We start from the raw sequence: 18,431 nt of genomic DNA, 5'->3' as shown, positions 1-18,431 counted from the left end.
GACCGGCCGGCCGTGCCGCGTGCTGACGTCCTCAGGCCGCCGGCGTGCTGGCGTCCCGATGCGTCACCAGGTAGGTGGCGTCGACCGGGTCGGCCTCCAGCAGCACGGTCAGCGGGCCCGCGGGAAGGGTGCAGGTGAAGGTGCGATCCGTGGAGGGGAACGACAACGAGCCGCAGTACACGATGCCGCTCGTCGTGAGTACGACCATCTGCGCGTCACCCGTGCCCGACGTACGGCGGAAGGTGAAGGTCTCCCTGGCGGCGTGCTGATCCGCGGGGACCGAGAAGCAGACGGCGAACCGGTCCGCCCCCGTGGTGACCTGGGTCCCCTCCGCGGTGCGCGGGAGGGCTGCGCACCCGCTGTCGCCGCTGACCCGCGGGAAGGCCTGCGCGTACGCGCCGACGCCGGAACCCGAGGACGCGGTGGAGATCGCGAAGAACGGGGCGGTGCCGGTCAGCTCGCACGAGTACTGGCGCAGCGAGTACGTGGAGTCGCAGATGTAAGCCCCGGTGGCGTCCACCACGAACACCGCGGGACGGCCGGCCCCGGTGGCGTTCCCGGGCAGCAGCTCAAGGATCCTCGTGCCGGCCGGGCTGGCGAGCTGGACGCAGTCGAACTGCCCCGCCGTCTGGAACAGCCCCGAGTGGAACGCCAGGTTCGCCGGGTCGTCGGAGACCTGCGGGCACCCGGACGGCAGCTCCGGCAGCAGCGCCAGGGTGTACTCGAAGTCGTTGTCGAGCACCGCGCTGGACTCGGACCCCCTCAGCACCATGGTGTATCGGCCCGCGCTCGGGAATTCGCACAGCTGGCTGCCGCAGACCTTGATTCCTGCGACGTCGTAGACCTGTGCGTAGCTCTCGTAGTTGGTCGAGCTCACCGCCTTGAGCCGGTATCGGCCGGCCGCCGGGATGTCGAGGATCCGGCACCGGATCCCGCCGAGCGCGCCCGCCGGAGCCGCGTTGTAGTTGACCGGAATGACGACCGGGCAGCCCTCGGCCGAGGACAGCCGTTTGACCTGCAGCTTGTACGTAGCGTCAGTGGCGGCCTCGTCCCACTGCCACAGCCGGGAGATCACCCGATACGTTCCGCTCGCCGGCAGGACGCAGCCGTCCTGCTCGGAGTAGCCCGGGCAGACCTCGGTTCCGGCGCCGTCCACCAGCTGCGTGAACACGTTGTTGTACCTGGTCGGCGCCGCATAGGCCACGATGCGGTCACCGGCTTCGCCATGGAACGGCTGGCAGTTCACCTGCACGCCGGAGGTCTGGTGCAGCAGCAGCGCGGGCAGCTCCCAGGACGTGCCGGTCGCGGGCGCGCAGCCGGCGTCGGCGTGGAGCGCGGTGACCGCGAGCCGGTAGTCGATCGGCTCGCCGAAGTCGCTCCGGTTCAGCACGAGCACCGTGTAGTCGCCGACCGCGGGCAGCGGGCAGGCGTGCTGGTTCGTGTACTTCTCGCAGACCGGCGAACCGGCGTCGTCGTACACGGTCCACCAGAGGCTCTGGTCGGGTTCGAACCGGATGGCGACGTTGCCGGCGACGGTGGTCTGCAGTTTCGCGCAGGTCGCGCGGGACGGCGTCACGGTGCCGGCGAAGACGGCCGCACCTTGGTCGCCGAACGCACCCGGGGTCACCGTCGCCGGGCAGCCGGCAGAGGTGGAGATCCGGGGCATGCGCAGCGTGAAGGCCACCTGCGCGCCATAGGGCTCGTACACGTAAAGGTGATACGGGCCAGGCTGGCCGAGCGTGCAGGCCCCGCCGTACTGGATCACACAGACCGGCTCGAACCGGGCGTCCACCAGCAGGCCTTGCACGCCGCCGTAGGCACTGCCCGTCTCAGGAAGCAGAACCGCCCCCTGGGGCTGCTGGAAGGACAGGCACCGGCTTGCCGAGCCGAAGGGAAGCTTCACCGAGAGGCCCGCGTACGCGAACGAGAAGAACGACTCCGTCAGCTTCTTGCAGTCCGACGCGGTGCGCATCGAATCCGCCGAGACCGTGTAGTCGCCACTGCCCGTCCCATGCGAGAGGGACAGGTGCAGCTCGTAGACACCGGCCGGGCCGAGCTTGCAGGTGCCGGCGTCGACGCGCCAGGAGCAGACGTAGTTGCCGTCCCGGTCGACGACGGAACCCTGCACCCAGTCACCGGAAGACCGGGTGAGCATGGTGAACAACGTGTCGTCGTCCACCGTGGACGTGATGCGGAAGACATCCGCACGGTCGCCGGTGATCGACCCGCAGCTGATGATCTGACCCAGCTCGAGCCGACCGCCGCCACAGCGTGTCGTCGCCGACATCGGCGTGTCGAGTTCGGTCGCGGCGGCGACGGCGGGCGCGCCGCTCATGGCGGCCGGCGCCGCCGTGGAAGCGGGCGCCTCCTTCACCACGGCGACGGGCGCCGTCCGTGCCGGGGCCGCCGTCGCGGCGGCGGCAGGAGCCCCACCGAGGACGACTGCCAACACGCCCGTGACGAGTCCGAATGTTCTTAAACGCGCGAAAGCGCTGAGATTCATGGTGGCTCCCCGTTGAATGCTCGACCGCGGACGCGGGAGCGACAGGATGCTGCCATACTCCGGCAACCGCCGGACACCACCTTTCTGTCCACGCTTGCGACACCCCCGTGACACGGCGGCTGACATCGGTGCATGACCCGTGCGGCCGCGGCCGACAGCGGCTGCCGAAGCCCAGATCGTCGAGTCGACACACGACCGTCCTCATGCAACCGGCGCGGTATGCCGTTCCGTGTCATACCCGTACCGACGAACGAACCAGAACAGGATCGGGGCGAGATGGATCGTGACGGCGAGTTCGCGGCCTACTACGCGGCGCGCGGTGCTGCGCTGCGCAACACCGCATACCTGCTCTGCGGCGACTGGCACCTGGCCCACGACCTCACCCAGACCGCCTTGATCAAGCTGTACCTGGTCTGGTCGCGGGTGAACCGGCACGGAGCGCTCGACGCCTACGCACGCCAGGTGCTGGTACGGGTCTTCCTGGACGAGCGCCGCCGCCCCTGGCGACGCGAACGCGGCACCGCCGACCAGGCAGTGTTCGACCGACCGGTGCACGATCCCGCGGTCGAGGAACGGCTGGCCGTGCGTGCCGCGCTGGCCGAGGTGCCACCGCGCCAGCGGGCCGCGATCGTGCTGCGGTTCTGGCTGGACCTGTCAGTCGACCAGGCGGCCGAGGCGCTGCGATGCTCGCCCGGCACCGTGAAGAGCCAGACCGCCCGCGGCCTGGCGACGCTGCGGGCCGCGCTGGAGCGGACGCCCGAACTCGCGGAAGGACAGCGCAGATGAACGACGTCAGGGAGGCGTTCGGGAGGCTGCTCGAGGAGCCGGGGCCGCCGCCGGCCACGGCCGAGCAGTTGCTCGGAGCCGCGCACCGGGCTCGGACGCGGCGGCGACGCACCCGCGGCGTGACCGGGGCGGCGCTCGCGGTGCTCGCCGTAATCGGCGCGGCATGGCTGGTACCAGCCGAAAAGACGTCTCCCGCACCGACGACGGCCAGTCCCTCCAGCGTGCCGCACCTCTCGGATGCTGCGGCGCAGCTCGTCGCGCAGCGGATGGAGACGACGCTGGGCGAGATCCTCCCGGCGGGTGTCGAGTCCGTCGGCGGCGCCTCCTCGACGTGGGACGGCGGCGTCAGCAGCCTGCCGAACGGGATCACCACCGTGGGCGCGTTCACCGATGTCCTCGTAGGCCCGCGACACGGGCCGCTCGCGGGCGGGCAACTGCTGGCATACCTACTGGCCGGCTCCGAGACGGGTGCTGGCGATCTCTGCGCGCTCACACCGGGCCGCGGCTTGCTGACCGGCACGGAAATCGGCTGCGAGGTGCTGACCGTCCGCGGTGGCAAAGTGCGGGTGGGACGGATGCGCGAGGCCGTCGCACCGGCCCGGGTCGCGAGCGGGTATGTCGAGTTCCACTACGCCGTCCGCTACGTCGACGGGTGGCTGATCATGGTGTGGGAGCTTCCATACACCAGGCAGCCGCTCAACAACCCGGTCGCCGACGGGGCGGTGCCGATGCTCGACCGGCCGGTCTTCACCCCACGGCGACTGGCGGAGCTGACCCTGGAACCGGGATTCGCCCCACCTGCATGACGCTCGCAGGATGCCGCTCGGCGACCCGGGAACCGGGCCGCCGAGCGGCATCGGCGAATTCGTTCGATCAGGACGGCTCCGGGCACAGCGCGCAGCCAGGTCCGGCCGGTCCGCCGGTGGGCACGGTCATGTCGGTGCGGGCCGGTACGGCGACCAACGGCGAGTCGACAGCCAGCGGCCCGGTCACGGTGGGCCTCGCCACGCCGTCGACGACGGCCCAGCTGAGCGACACGCAGCCAAGGCGGGTGGTCTCGTCGGCGATGACGCATACGGCGTGCGCGCCCTGGTAGACGCGGATGGCCGTCAAGAGCGTGTACACCGGCGGGACGTTGCGAGGGAACGGGCGCGGTGAGCCATAGGCACCGGTGCTGCTGTACGCCGCCAGCCCGAGCACCTCGTACTCGGTCATCCACGTCCGGCAGGGAGCGACGGTGCCGGCGATGTGGACGAAGTAGACATCGACAAACTCGAAGTATTGTTCGATCCAGGTGCTGTCAATGGTGGCGGTGGTGCTGGTGCCCGCCGGGCAGGACAGCCATCTGTACTTGGCGTCCTTCGGCAGGTCCTGCGCCGAGGCGGGCGCCCCGGCGGGCGCTACGGCCAGCAGCACCGATGCCGCTGCCGCGCACACAGCACGGACGATTTTATTCATGGTTGCAGCTCCTGGTGTCCTGTCGTGCGATTGAGGAGAAACTGCGCGTACACAACGACGAACCGAACCCGTTCGTGTGGACCGCCACCGCGGAATCGGTCCTGGCCAAGGTCCGCCGTGGACGCTTCGCCTTCGAACAAGTGGCTAGTCAAAACTGAGACGGAACACTAGGAACGTCCACACCCCGGCACTCAACACAACGCCGGAGATTACCTGAGCTGTCAAACAACCTGGTTAGGGACGAACGCCAGGCCGAGCCTTCGGGCGTAGCGACTCTGCCCACTTGTTTGGACGGCCGCCGAAGTGGTCGCGGAGGCGGTCCTCGACATGCTCAGGGCTCCAGATGGCCTCCCGTTCGAGGCTCTCGCATTCCTCGGCCGTCGCCGGACTTCTGCTGAAGTACACCGATGGCGGGCACGACCGGGAGTTGATGCTGATGGCTCCGCCAGTCACGTCCTGCTGGAACTTCACGTCCAGGCGCAGCTGTTCTCGCTCCAGCAGCGGCACCGTGTCGAGGAGAGTCCAGCCGCCGTTCGTCCCAGATCCGGCACCGTTCAAGCCGACTTGGCCGAGCCGATCACGTAGAAGACGGCATCGGTGACGTCGCCCTTGACGGTCGGCTGGAAGGTGTACGGCGGCGACGTAAGCGGCTTTCCGTCGTAACTGCTGACGAGTCCGACCCCTGGTCCAATGATCCCGTCACAGGCGATCGTCACCGATGTGTCGATGTCGTCCCTGCTGTCGACCGCGACAGTCAGACCGCCCTGGCCGACACAGGCCGCAAAGAGGGTGAAGTCGGCGAAGGGGGTGTCCGCCCGGATGACAAGTGGTTCTACCGCATCGTTCAAGTGCCATTCCACGGCGACGTTCGCGCTCGCCGACCCGGTCTCGCGGAGGAAGCGCTCCCGCTCGGGAAGCCGGACGATCTCTCCGGTCGCCTGCCCGGCGTTGGAACAGGCCTGGCCCGTGCAGGCCGGGCTCGCCTCAGGAAGTTCGGTGCGGCTGCGGTCCGGCCGTTGCCATGCGACCGCGATGATAAGCAAGGTAGCCGCGAGCGCCGGTGCCAGCCATAACCCCGCCCCGTCGAGCCAGGATCCCTCAGCCTTCCCCTCGGGCGGCTGCTCGTCCTGGTGGCCTGATGTGTCCTCGGTGCCGTGCTCGGTCATCGCGATCCCCGCATCCACGATTCGCTCGCGCCCAACCCGGGCAGGCAGCACTGAGACTAGGCGATCGCGACAAACGGGGCCACAACCCATGGAGCGATGAGCGGATCCGTGCCGTAGTTGCGCTTCGCGACGCCTGGGTGGCGGTTGCCGCCGCGCTTTGAGTCTGGGCACGGCTGCCACGATCGAGTGTCCATGATGCACCGCACACTCCCCAGGATCGCCGGGCGCCAATCGCACGTGGATCGCACGCAAGATCACGCGTTCCGCCCGTCGTTCTGCTCCAGGCGCAGACGGTCATGCAGAATGCGGGCACCTTCGTCACCCGCCTCAGCGCGGCGCGCGAGATTACCGCGTTGACCGGTCTCGTACAGGTGGCGGTTGAGCCGCCTTCGCGCATGCACGTCGTCACGGCCCAGTAACGCAAGCTCGTCCAGACGTCCCGCCTTCACAAGGAGGTCCAAGTGCCACAGGTGCGCGTTGTGGCGCTCGTGGTCGACGCTGTAGCACTGCGCATGGGGTTCTACCGTCGCTATCGCCAGGTCCCAGTCGCCGCGTTCATGGGCGACACGTCCCGCTCCGATCCAGCCATAGCCGCCCATAAACAAGATCGTACGGCCGATACGGGCCGTGAGCTGAGCGTGTCGACTCGTCCGTCCCCGTAAAGCTCTCCGGAACAAGCCGGGTTCTGACCTGGGGGACGTCGGGCAGTCTCAGTCGTCAACCGTCATCGCTGGTCGTCATTTGACGGCCCGGGGACGGCCCACGGCCCGTCTGGCGGCCCCAGTACGGCCCGACCCGGCCTGCGAAATCGAAGGCTACTGCCCGATCGTGCTCACTGGTCGGCTATCGGCTCTGGGCGACGAGTACGCGGTAGGTCTGAAGATCGTGAGGCAAGGCCGCCATCACGTCCCGCTCGATATGCTGACCAGCATGAGCGAAGTCGGTGCGTACACCGTGGATCTTACGTTCGAGGTGACCACGACTGACTACGATCCCGACCGGCTCGCCCGAATGGTGGCAAGGTTTGCCAAGCAGCTCCCTGAGGGATCCCAGACCTTGCGCGCCAGCGCAGCGGATGAGGCCGGAGTGGCCAGGGTGGCCGCGAAGGTGCCGGCGACCAGCCTGGCCCGAGCGTTACACGCCGTGGCTACCGCGCTGGAGTTGGCCGCCTCACAGGAACCGGCAGGGATGGCCTCGCTCGGCCACATGTGCCGCGCCGTCATTACCTTGGAGCAGTAAGCCAAGGGTCGAGCCCCAGGCGAAGTAGTGCTGAACGAGCCGGGTAAGGGTGGCGAGACTGACGCGGTTGCTGTCAGGCGACCACGAACGCATCAGGGCGTTTGCCGTTTCCGGTAAACGCCCTGATGCCTGCTGGTGCGCCGCCAGGGACTTGAACCCCGAACCCGCGGATTACGAGGGCTCCCTCCCGATCACGATCGGGCACCCTGATCCCGATCAGCCAACCGAGCGTGCTGGCTTCGCTGGATTTGCGGAACGACCGCCATGTGCCAGCGCACGGCCATCTCAAGGGTGAGGGTTTCGATATCCAAGCGGCCAGAGTGGAAAGCCCCTCGACCCCAAGGTTCAGCTCACAAGGGCACAGCAAACCGTCATCAATGATAATCTCGGGCCTATAGATCCAGGGTTCGCAAGAAAATGGCTGAATACAATCAGACTCATCCCAAAGACCCTGAAACAGGGAAGAGGCGTAGAATTTGACTAGTCCGGTCCTGGCTCTTGCTGCCTGTCTTGGCAAGCTCGTAGACACAACCGATGGCAACGAACCAGCTCAGCTCTACAACGATGCCATCGGATCAGAGTCCTGTGCCTCATTGCTAAAAGCGGCTATTGCGGCGGAGCCGGATGCAAACCTTGCCCTGAGTGTTGTGCTCAAAGTATTTCATTCGGTAGTCGATGCGGAGCGCGATTCATGGTTGGAGTGCCTGTCGTATCCGAAAAGCTACAGCTACGCAGAACGCAGACTGTCTGAGCTTAGATTGCTAGAGTCGCGATCGTTATCCGACCTAATTACAAGCGGAGGGGAACTGGCGTGGTCAAATTGGTTACAGGACAGCCTGGCGATTTCCTCGCCAGAGCCTCGTGTTTTGGAGTGGTTGGCACGGAGCGGCGCGACGAAGCGGATACGCCATACGGCGGCGACACGGCTTCGCGCTCAGGGGCCAAGAGGCAAATCTGTCCGCGGTTAACCGCTGGAGGCCTCACCAGTTGATCTACGTGAAGGTGACCCGGCGGCCCAGCTGTCGACGAGTGACAAGGTCGGCTTTCTGCTCGAGAGCTGAGCGAGGGGTCAAGAAACGGGTCAGGGCCGGTCTGAGAAGACCGGCCCTGAGTGTTACTGCTGGTGCGCCGCCAGGGACTTGAACCCCGAACCCGCGGATTAAGAGTCCGCTGCTCTGCCAATTGAGCTAGCGGCGCTCGTTGGCAACGGAGAGAACTTTAGCATGACGATCCGGGGGATCTCCAATCGGTTGACGGACTCGCGGTCCGCACCTCCAAATCCGGACAAACCACCCACGAGAACGCCTCATAACCTCCCACAACGGCATGCTCCCGGGCTCCAAAACCCGACCACGGAGCGTCACAACCGCGCCGTGTGACCACGCTCACGCAAAGATCATCCGCCCGCCACGCCCGTATCCCGAGATTCCGTCGGAACCGCCCACACGCCCCAGCCGCCTGCGGCAGTATGTGAACCGGGACATAACGGTGGTAATGGGTAGGTGGCGTCATGAGTGCTCTCCGCAGGTTCGGCCTCGCCGCGGCAACGGCCGTGGTCCTCGTACCGCTCACCTCCTGCGACACCGGTGATCCCGGCGTCAAACCGGGTGCCGCGCCGCAGCCGGCCCCGCCCGCGCAGACGCTGGAACTGACGCCCGCGGCGGACCAGAAGGACCTACCCGTCAGCGCCGAGATCGGCATCAGCGTCACGAACGCCTCCGTCCGCTCGGTGGCCCTGGCCGACGCGAAGGGCCGGCTGATCCCGGGCCGGATGCGGCCCGGCGGCACGTCCTGGGTGCCGGACAAGCCGCTGGACTACAAGGGCCGCTACTCAGTCACCGTGACGGCCACCGACGGGCGGCGGGCGATCACGAAGTCGACCTCGTTCAGCACGATGGCGGAGCCGCAGCGGCAGGTCGGCACGGGCATGTACCTGTTCGACGACCACACGTACGGCGTGGCGATGCCGGTGGTGGTGGAGTTCTCGGAACTGATCCCGGAGTCGGCGCGGGCGCAGGTGGAGTCGCGGCTGTTCGTGACGACGACGCCGGCCCAGCTCGGGGTGTGGCACTGGATGAGCGGGCGGCAGGTGACCTACCGGGCGCCGGAGTACTGGAAGCCGGGCACGGTGCTCAGCGTGCGGGCGGCCCTGAAGGGCGTGCCGATGGGCGAGGGCCGGTACGGCGACGACGACCGGCGCGCCACCGCGAAGATCGCGGACGAGAAGCTGGAGCTGATCGTCAAGAACTCGAACAAGCACATCGACGTCTTCCGCAACGGCAAGAAGGTCAAGTCGATGCCGGTGAGCCTGGGCAAGGCGAGCACGCCGTCGTCCTCCGGCACCATGGTGATCATGGACAAGCAGGAGTCCACCATCTTCGACACCACCGGCGAGCCGGGCGACCAGTACCGGGTGGCGATCCAGTACGCGCAGCGGCTGACCTGGGGCGGGGAATTCATCCACTCGGCTCCGTGGAGCGTCGGCGACCAGGGCAACCGCAACGTGTCGCACGGCTGCCTGAACGTCTCGTACGGCAACGCGGTGTGGCTGTTCCAGAACACGCACGTCGGCGACCCGGTGACGGTCAAGGGCACGGGGGTGAAGCTGGAACGCGGCAACGGCTTCACCGCGTGGGACCTGAGCTGGAAGGAGTTCGTCAAGGGCAGCGCGCTGCCGGTTCCGGAGGAGCTGCGGGAGCCGATCCCGGCGGCGGCACCCTCGCCGTCCCCGAGCGTCACGCCCGCGATCGTGACCCCGTCCCCCTCGGATCCGACAAACTAGTCCGTTTTATGCTCGGATGTAGCGGTGTGAAGGCTCACTGGGTGCAACGCATACCCTCTGTGTGAGCGTTGTTGAGGCAGTATGGACAGGCGCATCGCGCACACCCCTCGATCTTGGTGAGGAGCCTATGCCCACCCCCGATCTCCCGACCCCCATGTCCATGACCCGGCGGCGCGTACTCACCGCGCTCGGCCTGGCCGGCGCGGGTGTCGCCGGAGTGGCCGGCCTGGCTGCCTGCACGGGCGACAAGTCGCCGGTCTGGAACGGCGCGAACGGCGACGGCGACGGCGACAAGCCGGCCGAGACGCCGCCGAAGGCGACCGTCTCCATCACCGGCCCGGCCGTCGACGCCAAGAACGTGCCGGCCAGCGCGGAGCTCGTGTTCGCCGCGACCGAAGCCGTGGAGACCACGGTCTCGCTGAAGGACGCCAACGGCGCCGAGGTGAAGGGTGCCATGCACCCCGACGGCAAGGGCTGGCTGCCGGAGAAGGCGCTGGCCTTCGGCACGGCCTACACCGCGACGGTGACCGCGACCGGTGACGACGGCAAGGCCGCCACCGCCACCACCACGTTCACCACCATGGCCAAGCCGACCAAACTGGTCGGGATCAGCAGCTTCCTGGCCGACAACGCCGTCATCGGCGTCGGCATGGTGCTGATCTTCAGGACCAGCCGGGACATCGCGCGGGCCGACCGGGCCGCGGTCCAGCGCCGCCTGATGGTGCAGACCGAGCCGTTCCAGGAAGGCATCTGGACCTGGTACACCGCCCGCGAGCTGCACTGGCGACCGAAGGCGTTCTGGAAGGCCGGCACGACGATCTCCGTCGACGTGCGGGCCGGCGGTCTGCCGATGGGCGGCGGCTACTACGGCCGCCGGGACTCCACCCTGGTCTGCAAGGTCGGGCCGGACCTGCAGCTGCGGGTCGACGACAAGACCCACAAGATGACGGCGTACAAGGACGGCAAGGCGATCAGGACGATCCCGGTCAGCCTGGGCCGTGCCAGCATGCCGTCCTCCAGCGGGACGATGATCATCATGGAGAAGAAGCGGAACACCGTCTTCGACACCATGGACGCCCCGAACCCGGCCAACCGCTACCGCACCCCGGTGGAGTACGCGCAGCGGATGACCTGGGGCGGCGAGTTCATCCACGCCGCGCCGTGGTCGGCGCAGCACCAGGGCCGGCGCAACGTGTCGCACGGCTGCGTGAACGTGTCCATCGCCAACGCCGCCTGGCTGTTCGCGAACACCCTGATCGGTACGCCGATCACCACCAAGGGCACGCCCCGCAGGCTCGACTACGGCAACGGCTGGACCGACTGGGACAAGACCTGGGAGCAGTACGTGAAGGGCAGCGCCATTCCGTACGTCGCCCCGGCCGAGCCCACGCCCGACCCGTCGACGGCGCCGTCCACCGGCCCGTCCGGCACCCCCTCCGCGGGCCCCTCGGGCACACCGAGCGCCTGACGAGCAGCGAAAAGCCCCGGCGGGATTCCCGCCGGGGCTTTCGTATGGGGTGATCGACGGGACTTGAACCCGCGACCCCCGGGACCACAACCCGGTGCTCTACCAGCTGAGCTACGACCACCATCACACGCCGACGACCTTTCGGCCGCGGCGACTGACCAATGATAGCGGTACCCCCCGGCTCCACGTCGAGCGGGTATCGCTGTGTCCCCCGCTACTCAGGGAAGGATCATGGTCGCTGCGATGCGCTTGGCCTCGTCGACGTCCGGGCCGGGCTGCGGCACGAAGATCGCCTCGCGGTAGTAGCGCAGCTCCCGGATGCTCTCCCGGATGTCGGCCAGGGCCCGGTGGGCCAGCCCCTTCTCCGGCTGGCCGAAGTAAACCCGGGGGTACCAGCGGCGGCACAGCTCCTTCACCGAGGACACGTCGATCATGCGGTAGTGCAGGTGCGTGTCGAGGCGGGGCATGTCCCGGACGATGAAGCCGCGGTCGGTGGCGATCGAGTTGCCGCACAGCGGCGCGGTGCGCGGCTCGGTGACGTACTTGGTGACGTACTCCAGCACCATGTCCTCGGCCTGCTCGACGGTGACCGTGGACCGGCGCACCGCCTCGGTCAGGCCCGATTTCTCGTGCATCTGCTTCACCACCTCGACCATGCCGTCGAGGGCGGCGTCGTCGGTGTGGATCACGACGTCCACCCCGTCGCCCAGCACGTTCAGGTCGGCATCGGTGACCAGGGCGGCGACCTCGATCAAGGCGTCGCTGCCCAGGTTCAGGCCGGTCATCTCACAGTCGATCCATACCAGATGGTCGGCGCTTCGCAGATCTCCCACCGGCACAGCGTACGCCGTAAGGACGCACTGTCAGTGCCGCCACCGTCGCGCCGGGGCCATGCCCCGGTGACCCGCCCGGCGGATAGGGTGGCGACCATGTCCCAGGTCCGCACCCGCACCCCGCTCGTGCGGGTGATCACCGTGATCGCCGTGCTCGCACTCTCCGCGTTCGCCTTCCAGCAGCTGATGGTGTGGCACGACAGCTTCTTCGACCTGCGCATCTACATGTCCGCGGTGAACTGGTGGGGCGACGGCCACGACCTGTACGACTACGCCCAGCGCGACCGGGTGCAGGGCGCGCTGTACTTCACCTACCCGCCGTTCGCGGCGCTGCTGCTGTTCCCCTTCGGCCTGCTGCCGCTGGGCGTGACCCAGGCGCTGTTCACGCTGGGCACGGTCGCCGCCGTGGTGGTCACCACCTACTGGCTGGTGGCTCCGCTGGCCCGGCGGCAGGGCTGGCCGGCCTGGTACGCGGTGGGCATCGCGGCGCCGCTGGTGCTGGCCATCGAGCCGCTGCGCGAGACCATCACGTTCGGCCAGATCAACATGCTGCTGATCCTGCTGATCCTGATGGACCTGCTGGTGCTCGGGCCGCGCGGCTCGAAGTGGACCGGCATCGGCATCGGCGTGGCCACCGCGCTGAAGCTGATCCCCGGCCTGTTCATCGTGTACCTGCTGGTCACCAGACAGTGGCGGGCGGCGTTCACGGCGATGGGCGCGGCCGCGGGCGTGACCCTGCTGGCCGCCGCGATCGCGCCCCGGGCCTCGTGGGACTTCTGGACCTCGGCGCTGTGGGACACCGCGCGGGTGGGCCGCCTCGACTACACCGGCAACCAGTCGCTGCAGGGCCTGCTGGCCCGGCTGGTCGCGCCTGAGCAGCCCGCGAAGTGGCTCTGGCTGCTGGCGGCCCTGGCGGTGCTGGGGTTCGGCATGTGGCGGGCGGCGCGGGCGGGCCTGGCCGGCGACGCGGTGACCGGGCTGGCACTGACCGGCCTGGTCTCGGGGCTGATCAGCCCGATCACCTGGCCGCACCACCTGTACTGGTTCGTGCCCGCGATCGTGACCCTGCTCGCCGCCGCGCAGCGGGCGGGTGACTGCCGCCGCTGGGGCTGGCTCGCCTTCGCGGCCGGGACGTACACCGTCTGTGTGATCGGCGTGGTCTCGGTGGTGGACTGGGGCGTGGCCGCGGTGCCCACGGACACCGCCGGATTGTTCCTGGCCCGCAACGCCTACGTCCTGCTCAGCCTGGTCCTGCTGGTCTTCCTGCCGATCAATCGACCAGGGGATTATCCCACGTCAAGGCCTATATAGCCAGTCTTGTCCGTTCTGACGGTTTTACCGTAACGTGAACGGCAGGGACAACGTCTCCCCCGGGACAGGTCCCCAAGTGGTGACACACCGTTCCCCCGGTGAGAGCGGCCCGTACGCCAGTACGTGCGGGCCGCTCGTCGTGTCAGCCTCAGACCCGCTGCCGCGGGCGGTCCAGCCGCAGCTGACAGCCCGGTCGGGGCAGCCACTCCCGCACGAACTCCTCGGTGGCCACTTCCCGGACCGGCTCGGTCGCGGGCAGCGTGCCGCGCGGCGGCGGCCAGGGCAGCTCGGGCGCGGCGACGGCCCGCATCGCGGGCACGACCGGCGCGACGAACGTGGTCGCATCGAACGTGGCGACCGCGGCCACCGTGTCGTCGAGCCGCGCGGCGGTCCCGGTGCCGGGAGCGGTGGCGGCGGCCTGCAGGCAGGTCACGATCGGCGCGGCGGTCGGGCCCGTGTACGGCGCGCCCGCCCACGGGACGGTCAGCGGGGCGCGGTCGCCCCGCTGGTCGCCCTGCGGAACGCGTACTCCCGGCTCGTCGCCCTGCGGCGCACGCTGCTCGGGTGCCGGCGGCAGAACGACCGCCCCGGTCTCCCCGGACAGCACCGGCCGGGTGTCGGTGGACAGCAGCGCGGTCAGCGCGCCGTCGGTGTCGGTGTCGAGGTCGGTGTCCGGCTGCTCACGCGTCCGGGCGGGCCAGGACAGCGTCACGAACGCCAGGATCAGCAGCACCATGCCGAGGATGAGCAGTCCCCAGGAGGCCGAGCCGAGCCAGCTCGCGCCGAGCGCCACGTCCAGGGTCGCCGCGTCCGACGGCAGCGCGGGCCCGGCGACCACCGGGGTGTCCCGCAGCACCACGACCAGGGCCAGGTGCTGTCCCCGGTCCAGCTGTGGGTTCCAGGACAGCGAACCCAGCCCCTGCCGCAACCAGAACCCCTGGGACAGGGGGTCGCGCGGATCCCGGCCGGGCGCGTCCATCCGGTTGGTGCGCAGCACGACTGGCCCCGTCCCGACGACGGTCTGCGCCACCTCGGTGTACCGGATGCCCGCCAGGTAGGCGGCGACCTCGTCGGGCGCGGCGACGCCGATGAACGCGGGCGTGTTCGCCGAACTCGCCGACAGGCGCACCGTGGTCGCGCCGATCCGCGCGTACGGGACGTCGCGTTGCAGCAGCGCGTCGAGGTCGGGCACCACCAGCACCCGGTTGGGGTCCTTGGGCGGAGCGATCGCGGCGTGGAACGCCCCGTCGGGGCTGTCGTGCCCGGCCAGCCAGGCCGCGCCGCCGCCCGCGGCCAGCGCGGGCACCGCGACGAGCAGGGCCAGCAGACCAACGAGAACACGAACAGCGCGCATCGGGTGTCCTCCCAGGGCTCGCCGGTGGGGTGGCGAGGCTCTCCGCGCGCCGGTGATCGAGGCGCGCTCTCCCGGGACAACGCGGCCGGGCACCCGGCAGATGCGGGCACCCGGCCGATAGCGACCGTGCGGATGACTAGCGCGCGGGCTCCTTGCGGGTACGCGCCAGCGCCAGGCCCGCCAGGATCAGCGCCAGCACACCGGCGATCAGACCGGCCACCCCGAACCAGTCCGTGCTGCTGCTCTCGGCGTCGCCGACGGCGAGGGTGTTGTCCGTCGCCGGGGTCGCCGCCGCACCCGCCGCCGCAGGCAGCAGCGTCAGCACCGGGGCCGGGCTCTCCGGCTCGGCACCGTCGTTGGCCGGCGGGTCGATCCAGCGCACCACCGCGCCGTCGGAGTAGGTCTGCAGCGTCTTGAAGACCATCTTGTCGACCTTGGGCAGTGGGCCCATGGACACCGGGAACTCCTGGAACTGGCCGGGTTTGACCGCCGCGTCGGGCGAGGTCGCGGTCCAGGTCAGCGTGGAGACGACCTCGCTCACCGGGCTGCCGTGCACCTCGATCGGCGTGGCCAGCTTGCGCTTGGCCACGGTCACCGTCCAGCCGGGCACCGGCATCGTGGTGACCGAGGCGACCGGGGCGTCCTCCGGCAGGTACACCTCGACCTTCGTGGTGTTCGTGTCGTCGGACTCGTTCGGCACCCGGAACGCCACACGGGCGTAGCCGCCCTGCACGGCCTCCTTCGGGTTGACCGTGACGTGGGCCGACGCGGGCACGGCGACGGCCAGCAGGCCGAGCACCGTCACTGCGACCACACCGAAACGGCGCGTCATCTTCATGCCTGGACCTTTCGTACGGCTCGAGTGGAGCGCTATGAGATCGGCACCGTCGCGGTGACCGAATCCTGGTCGATCTCGGAGAGGCGAAGGGTGAAGCGCAGCTGCCAGTCCCCGGGCGTGGGCAGGGTGACCTGCCCGCTGGCGTGGTTGTCGGTGAGCTGGAGCACGGGGAACGTGATCGGCTCGATGCCGGCGGAGGGCAGCGCCGCGGTGGCCTTCCACTCCACCACCGGCAGCGGCGAGCCGTCGGCCTTGTACGCGTACAGGTGCACCGCGTTGTCGCCGAGCTTGGCCGGGTCGACCTCCACCTGCAGCGTGTACAACGAGCTGGTCAGGGTCGAGGAGTAGATGACCGGCTGGGCGGGCAGCTGCGCGGTCTCCTGCGCGGTGCGCGCCGGGGTGGTCTGCGTCAGCGCGCCGGTCACGGCCAGCACCACGGCCGCGATGGCCAGCTCGGTGGTGACGATCCGGCGCAGCGGCCGCGGGTTGTCGGCGGCTCCGTTGTTCGTCCACCGCCGCGCGAGGAACGCCGCGACCAGGATCAGGCCCACCAGCACGATCTTGGCGATCATGAGCTGGCCGTACGTCGTGTCGACCAGCGCCCGCGGGGTGCCGATCTGGATCAGCCCGGACACCACCCCGGCCAGCAGCACGGTCGACACGGCCAGCGCCGCCCAGCGCGACCAGATCGGCAGGATCGCGCCCAGCTCGCGGTTGTCGGCCTGGCGAAGCAGGAACAGCGCCAGCATGAGCAGGCCGCCCAGCCAGACCGCCGCCCCGGCCAGATGCAGCGCGTCGACGACCACGGACACGGCGGGCACCGGCGAGGCGGCCGGGTGCCCGGCCAGCGGCCAGGTCAGCGCGGCCCCGGCGGCGACCGCGAGCAGCAGCACCCGGTCCACGATCCCGTCGCGCCCGGCCAGCAGCGGACGCACCAGGATCGCGGCCACCGCCAGCAGCGCCAGCCGTACCAGCAGCGCGATGCCGTACTGGCTGCCCAGCACGTCACCCAGGTCGCTGCCGGTGACCCCGGTCAGGCTGCTCCCGGTCGAGTACGGGGCCTGCAGGTACAGGCCCGCCAGGGTGGCCAGCGCGACCACGCCGAAGCCGGTCCACATGACGCGGCGCGGGCCGCGCTGGCTGAGCCGGGCCGGCCACAGCAGCGTCAGCACCAGCACCGGGCCGACCAGCAGCACGAGCCCGGCGTACCCGATCGCCTTGCCGATCGCGATCAGGTTGCGGATCGTCGTGTCGACCTTCTCCTCCGGCAGCGCCGCCGGGGTGGCCGAGGGCGCGCCGACCGAGAACGTGAACCCGCCCGGGATCGGGTGGCTGTCCGCGGAGATCACCCGGTAGCTGACCAGGTACGTGCCGCGCGGGGCGTCCTCGCGCAGCCCGATGCTCAGCACGTTGCCCTCGACCGTGGGCTCGCCGCGGTCGGCCCGCTGCCCGTCCGGCCCGATGATCCGGATCTTGTCGGCGACCGGCGACACCGGCTCGCTGAACGTCAGGGTCACGTCCCTGGGCGCCTCGGGCACCACCGAGCCGGCGGGCGGGCTGGTGCGCAGCAGCGCCGCGTGCGCGTACGCCGGCGAGGCGGGCAGCAGCGTCAGCGCGAGGAACGCCACCACCGCCAGCAGCGCCCGCACCCGCACCCGCCGCACCCGCGCGCCTCGCGCGCCGTCCATGATCGTCGGACTTGCCTGGCACACGTGGGTATCTTGACCACTCATTCGCACACCTGCCGGGCAAGTCGAGTGATCATGGGGCGCGGGGGCGCGGAGGGGCGCAGTCATGTGACTCACGGGGCGACCGTAACGGGGCGGGCCGGTTCGCGCGAGACGGTGGTGTCGCGGCTGAGCGCCCACAGGAGTCCGGCCTGCACGAGCGCCGCGGCGTGGCCGATCTCGTGGGCCAGCGCGGTCACGCCCTCGGCGACGTCGAAGGCACTGGTCGTGATCAGGCAGGCGGCGAGCACGAAGGCCACCGGCACGAACGCGCGGGCCCGGTCCGGCCGCCACGCGGCCAGCGCGAAACCGACCGCCAGCGCGATGTCGAACGAGGCCGCCTCCCGGCCGGTGTGCAGCTCACCGCCGCCCGCGAACAGCACCGGCAGCGCCAGCAGCACCTGGATTACGGCGGTCACCCCGAGCGCGACGCGCAGGATCTGCCGCTGTCCCTCCGCCTGCCGCCGGGCGGCCCGTGCCGCGTCGGCACGTTCGGCCGCGACCGCGGCGAGGATCGGGGCCGTCAGGTCGGGCACCGTCACCGACCGCATCCGCACCGCGCGGGTGAGCTGCTCGGCGGCCCGTGACCAGGTGCGGCAGTCCGGACACCCGGCCAGGTGCCCGTCGAGCGCGTCCGGCGCGAACCCGGCCTGCGCCGCCCATGCCTGGACCTCGCCGTCCAGCCGCGCGGACAGCCCGACCCGCACCTCGTCGCAGTTCGTCATGGGCGGGTAGTCGCCCGCCGCCCCGGTTCGGTTCCCGCCGGTGTCCCAGGACACGCGTGTCGTCACCGCCCGGAGTGAGCCCGACCGGCGGTTAGGCTTGCTCCCCGTGCCCCCCGTGCCACGAGACGACACGCTCCCGGACGACGGTGTCCCCGTCGCCCGCGATGGCGGGCGCGCGGAGCCGACCCCGCCGACGGAGGCCCAGGAGCCGTCGGGCCGTGGACATGCGGCATCGCACTTC

General features: G+C 69.7%; 15 protein-coding genes and 2 tRNA genes. 6 read left to right on the top strand and 11 right to left on the bottom strand.

From position 1 onward, the window contains the following. Positions 1 to 31: 31 nt before the first annotated feature. Positions 32 to 2,503 (bottom strand): hypothetical protein, encoded by a 2,472-nt coding sequence (locus tag FLL47_RS29760; RefSeq protein ID WP_144124864.1) that lies wholly within the window; start codon positions 2,501 to 2,503, stop codon positions 32 to 34. Between the two features lie 276 nt (positions 2,504 to 2,779). Here FLL47_RS29760 and FLL47_RS29755 point away from each other — a divergent pair, with 276 nt between their 5' ends. Next, positions 2,780 to 3,289 carry a SigE family RNA polymerase sigma factor gene (locus FLL47_RS29755; RefSeq protein ID WP_144124861.1) on the top strand — a complete coding sequence of 170 codons (510 nt, stop codon included), beginning with the start codon at positions 2,780 to 2,782 and terminating at the stop codon, positions 3,287 to 3,289. Beyond that, entirely contained in the window at positions 3,286 to 4,095 is an 810-nt protein-coding gene (locus FLL47_RS29750) for a hypothetical protein (RefSeq protein ID WP_144124858.1), read from the top strand. The genes FLL47_RS29755 and FLL47_RS29750 overlap by 4 nt, the downstream gene beginning before the upstream one ends. A gap of 67 nt (positions 4,096 to 4,162) precedes the next feature. Here FLL47_RS29750 and FLL47_RS29745 read toward each other — a convergent pair whose 3' ends face one another. The 3 genes from FLL47_RS29745 to FLL47_RS29725 all read right to left on the bottom strand — a co-directional run bounded on the left by FLL47_RS29745 (position 4,163) and on the right by FLL47_RS29725 (position 6,512). After that, positions 4,163 to 4,747, bottom strand: a complete 585-nt coding sequence (locus FLL47_RS29745) for a hypothetical protein (RefSeq protein ID WP_144124856.1) — start codon at positions 4,745 to 4,747, stop codon at positions 4,163 to 4,165. A gap of 554 nt (positions 4,748 to 5,301) precedes the next feature. Continuing rightward, positions 5,302 to 5,913: a hypothetical protein gene (locus FLL47_RS29730; protein WP_144124849.1), complete on the bottom strand. Its 612-nt coding sequence runs from the start codon at positions 5,911 to 5,913 to the stop codon at positions 5,302 to 5,304. Positions 5,914 to 6,167: 254 nt separating this feature from the next. Beyond that, a complete protein-coding gene (locus FLL47_RS29725; protein ID WP_144124846.1) occupies positions 6,168 to 6,512 on the bottom strand; it encodes a hypothetical protein in 345 nt (114 codons plus the stop codon). A 331-nt stretch (positions 6,513 to 6,843) separates the two neighbouring features. Between FLL47_RS29725 and FLL47_RS29720 the strand changes: the two genes are divergently transcribed. Further along, positions 6,844 to 7,152: a hypothetical protein gene (locus FLL47_RS29720; RefSeq protein WP_144124843.1), complete on the top strand. Its 309-nt coding sequence runs from the start codon at positions 6,844 to 6,846 to the stop codon at positions 7,150 to 7,152. Positions 7,153 to 8,273: 1,121 nt separating this feature from the next. On the opposite strand, the gene FLL47_RS29715 is transcribed toward FLL47_RS29720, so the two are convergent. Continuing rightward, a tRNA-Lys gene (locus tag FLL47_RS29715) sits at positions 8,274 to 8,349 on the bottom strand. 313 nt (positions 8,350 to 8,662) lie between these two features. On the opposite strand from FLL47_RS29715, the gene FLL47_RS29710 reads away from it, so the two are divergent. Continuing rightward, positions 8,663 to 9,934, top strand: a complete 1,272-nt coding sequence (locus FLL47_RS29710) for a L,D-transpeptidase (RefSeq protein WP_144124840.1) — start codon at positions 8,663 to 8,665, stop codon at positions 9,932 to 9,934. Between the two features lie 160 nt (positions 9,935 to 10,094). Next, positions 10,095 to 11,402 carry an Ig-like domain-containing protein gene (locus FLL47_RS29705; RefSeq protein ID WP_425457777.1) on the top strand — a complete coding sequence of 436 codons (1,308 nt, stop codon included), beginning with the start codon at positions 10,095 to 10,097 and terminating at the stop codon, positions 11,400 to 11,402. A 45-nt stretch (positions 11,403 to 11,447) separates the two neighbouring features. Here the strand turns inward: FLL47_RS29705 and FLL47_RS29700 are convergent. Continuing rightward, positions 11,448 to 11,523, bottom strand: a tRNA-His gene (locus FLL47_RS29700). A 97-nt stretch (positions 11,524 to 11,620) separates the two neighbouring features. Beyond that, the gene (gene orn / locus FLL47_RS29695) at positions 11,621 to 12,226 is read right to left on the bottom strand and encodes an oligoribonuclease (RefSeq protein ID WP_144125320.1); all 606 of its coding nucleotides are present in this window, start codon (positions 12,224 to 12,226) and stop codon (positions 11,621 to 11,623) included. A 105-nt stretch (positions 12,227 to 12,331) separates the two neighbouring features. On the opposite strand from orn, the gene FLL47_RS29690 reads away from it, so the two are divergent. Then, entirely contained in the window at positions 12,332 to 13,546 is a 1,215-nt protein-coding gene (locus FLL47_RS29690) for a glycosyltransferase 87 family protein (protein WP_144124838.1), read from the top strand. Between the two features lie 148 nt (positions 13,547 to 13,694). Here the strand turns inward: FLL47_RS29690 and FLL47_RS29685 are convergent, their stop codons facing one another. The 4 genes from FLL47_RS29685 to FLL47_RS29670 all read right to left on the bottom strand — a co-directional run bounded on the left by FLL47_RS29685 (position 13,695) and on the right by FLL47_RS29670 (position 18,256). Beyond that, the gene (locus FLL47_RS29685) at positions 13,695 to 14,900 is read right to left on the bottom strand and encodes a hypothetical protein (RefSeq protein ID WP_144124835.1); all 1,206 of its coding nucleotides are present in this window, start codon (positions 14,898 to 14,900) and stop codon (positions 13,695 to 13,697) included. Positions 14,901 to 15,036: 136 nt separating this feature from the next. Beyond that, positions 15,037 to 15,738, bottom strand: coding sequence for a YcnI family copper-binding membrane protein (locus FLL47_RS29680; RefSeq protein WP_144124832.1), 702 nt, complete (start codon positions 15,736 to 15,738; stop codon positions 15,037 to 15,039). 32 nt (positions 15,739 to 15,770) lie between these two features. Beyond that, positions 15,771 to 17,426 carry a copper resistance CopC/CopD family protein gene (locus tag FLL47_RS29675; protein ID WP_144125317.1) on the bottom strand — a complete coding sequence of 552 codons (1,656 nt, stop codon included), beginning with the start codon at positions 17,424 to 17,426 and terminating at the stop codon, positions 15,771 to 15,773. 113 nt (positions 17,427 to 17,539) lie between these two features. Then, positions 17,540 to 18,256, bottom strand: coding sequence for a hypothetical protein (locus FLL47_RS29670; RefSeq protein ID WP_186315982.1), 717 nt, complete (start codon positions 18,254 to 18,256; stop codon positions 17,540 to 17,542). Positions 18,257 to 18,431 lie beyond the last annotated feature (175 nt).

Source organism: Catellatospora sichuanensis, from assembly GCF_007483665.1.
In the GTDB taxonomy this organism is placed as follows: domain Bacteria; phylum Actinomycetota; class Actinomycetes; order Mycobacteriales; family Micromonosporaceae; genus Catellatospora; species Catellatospora sichuanensis.
Note: the sequence above shows the minus strand (reverse complement) of the source record. Positions and strands in the feature narration are given on the sequence as shown.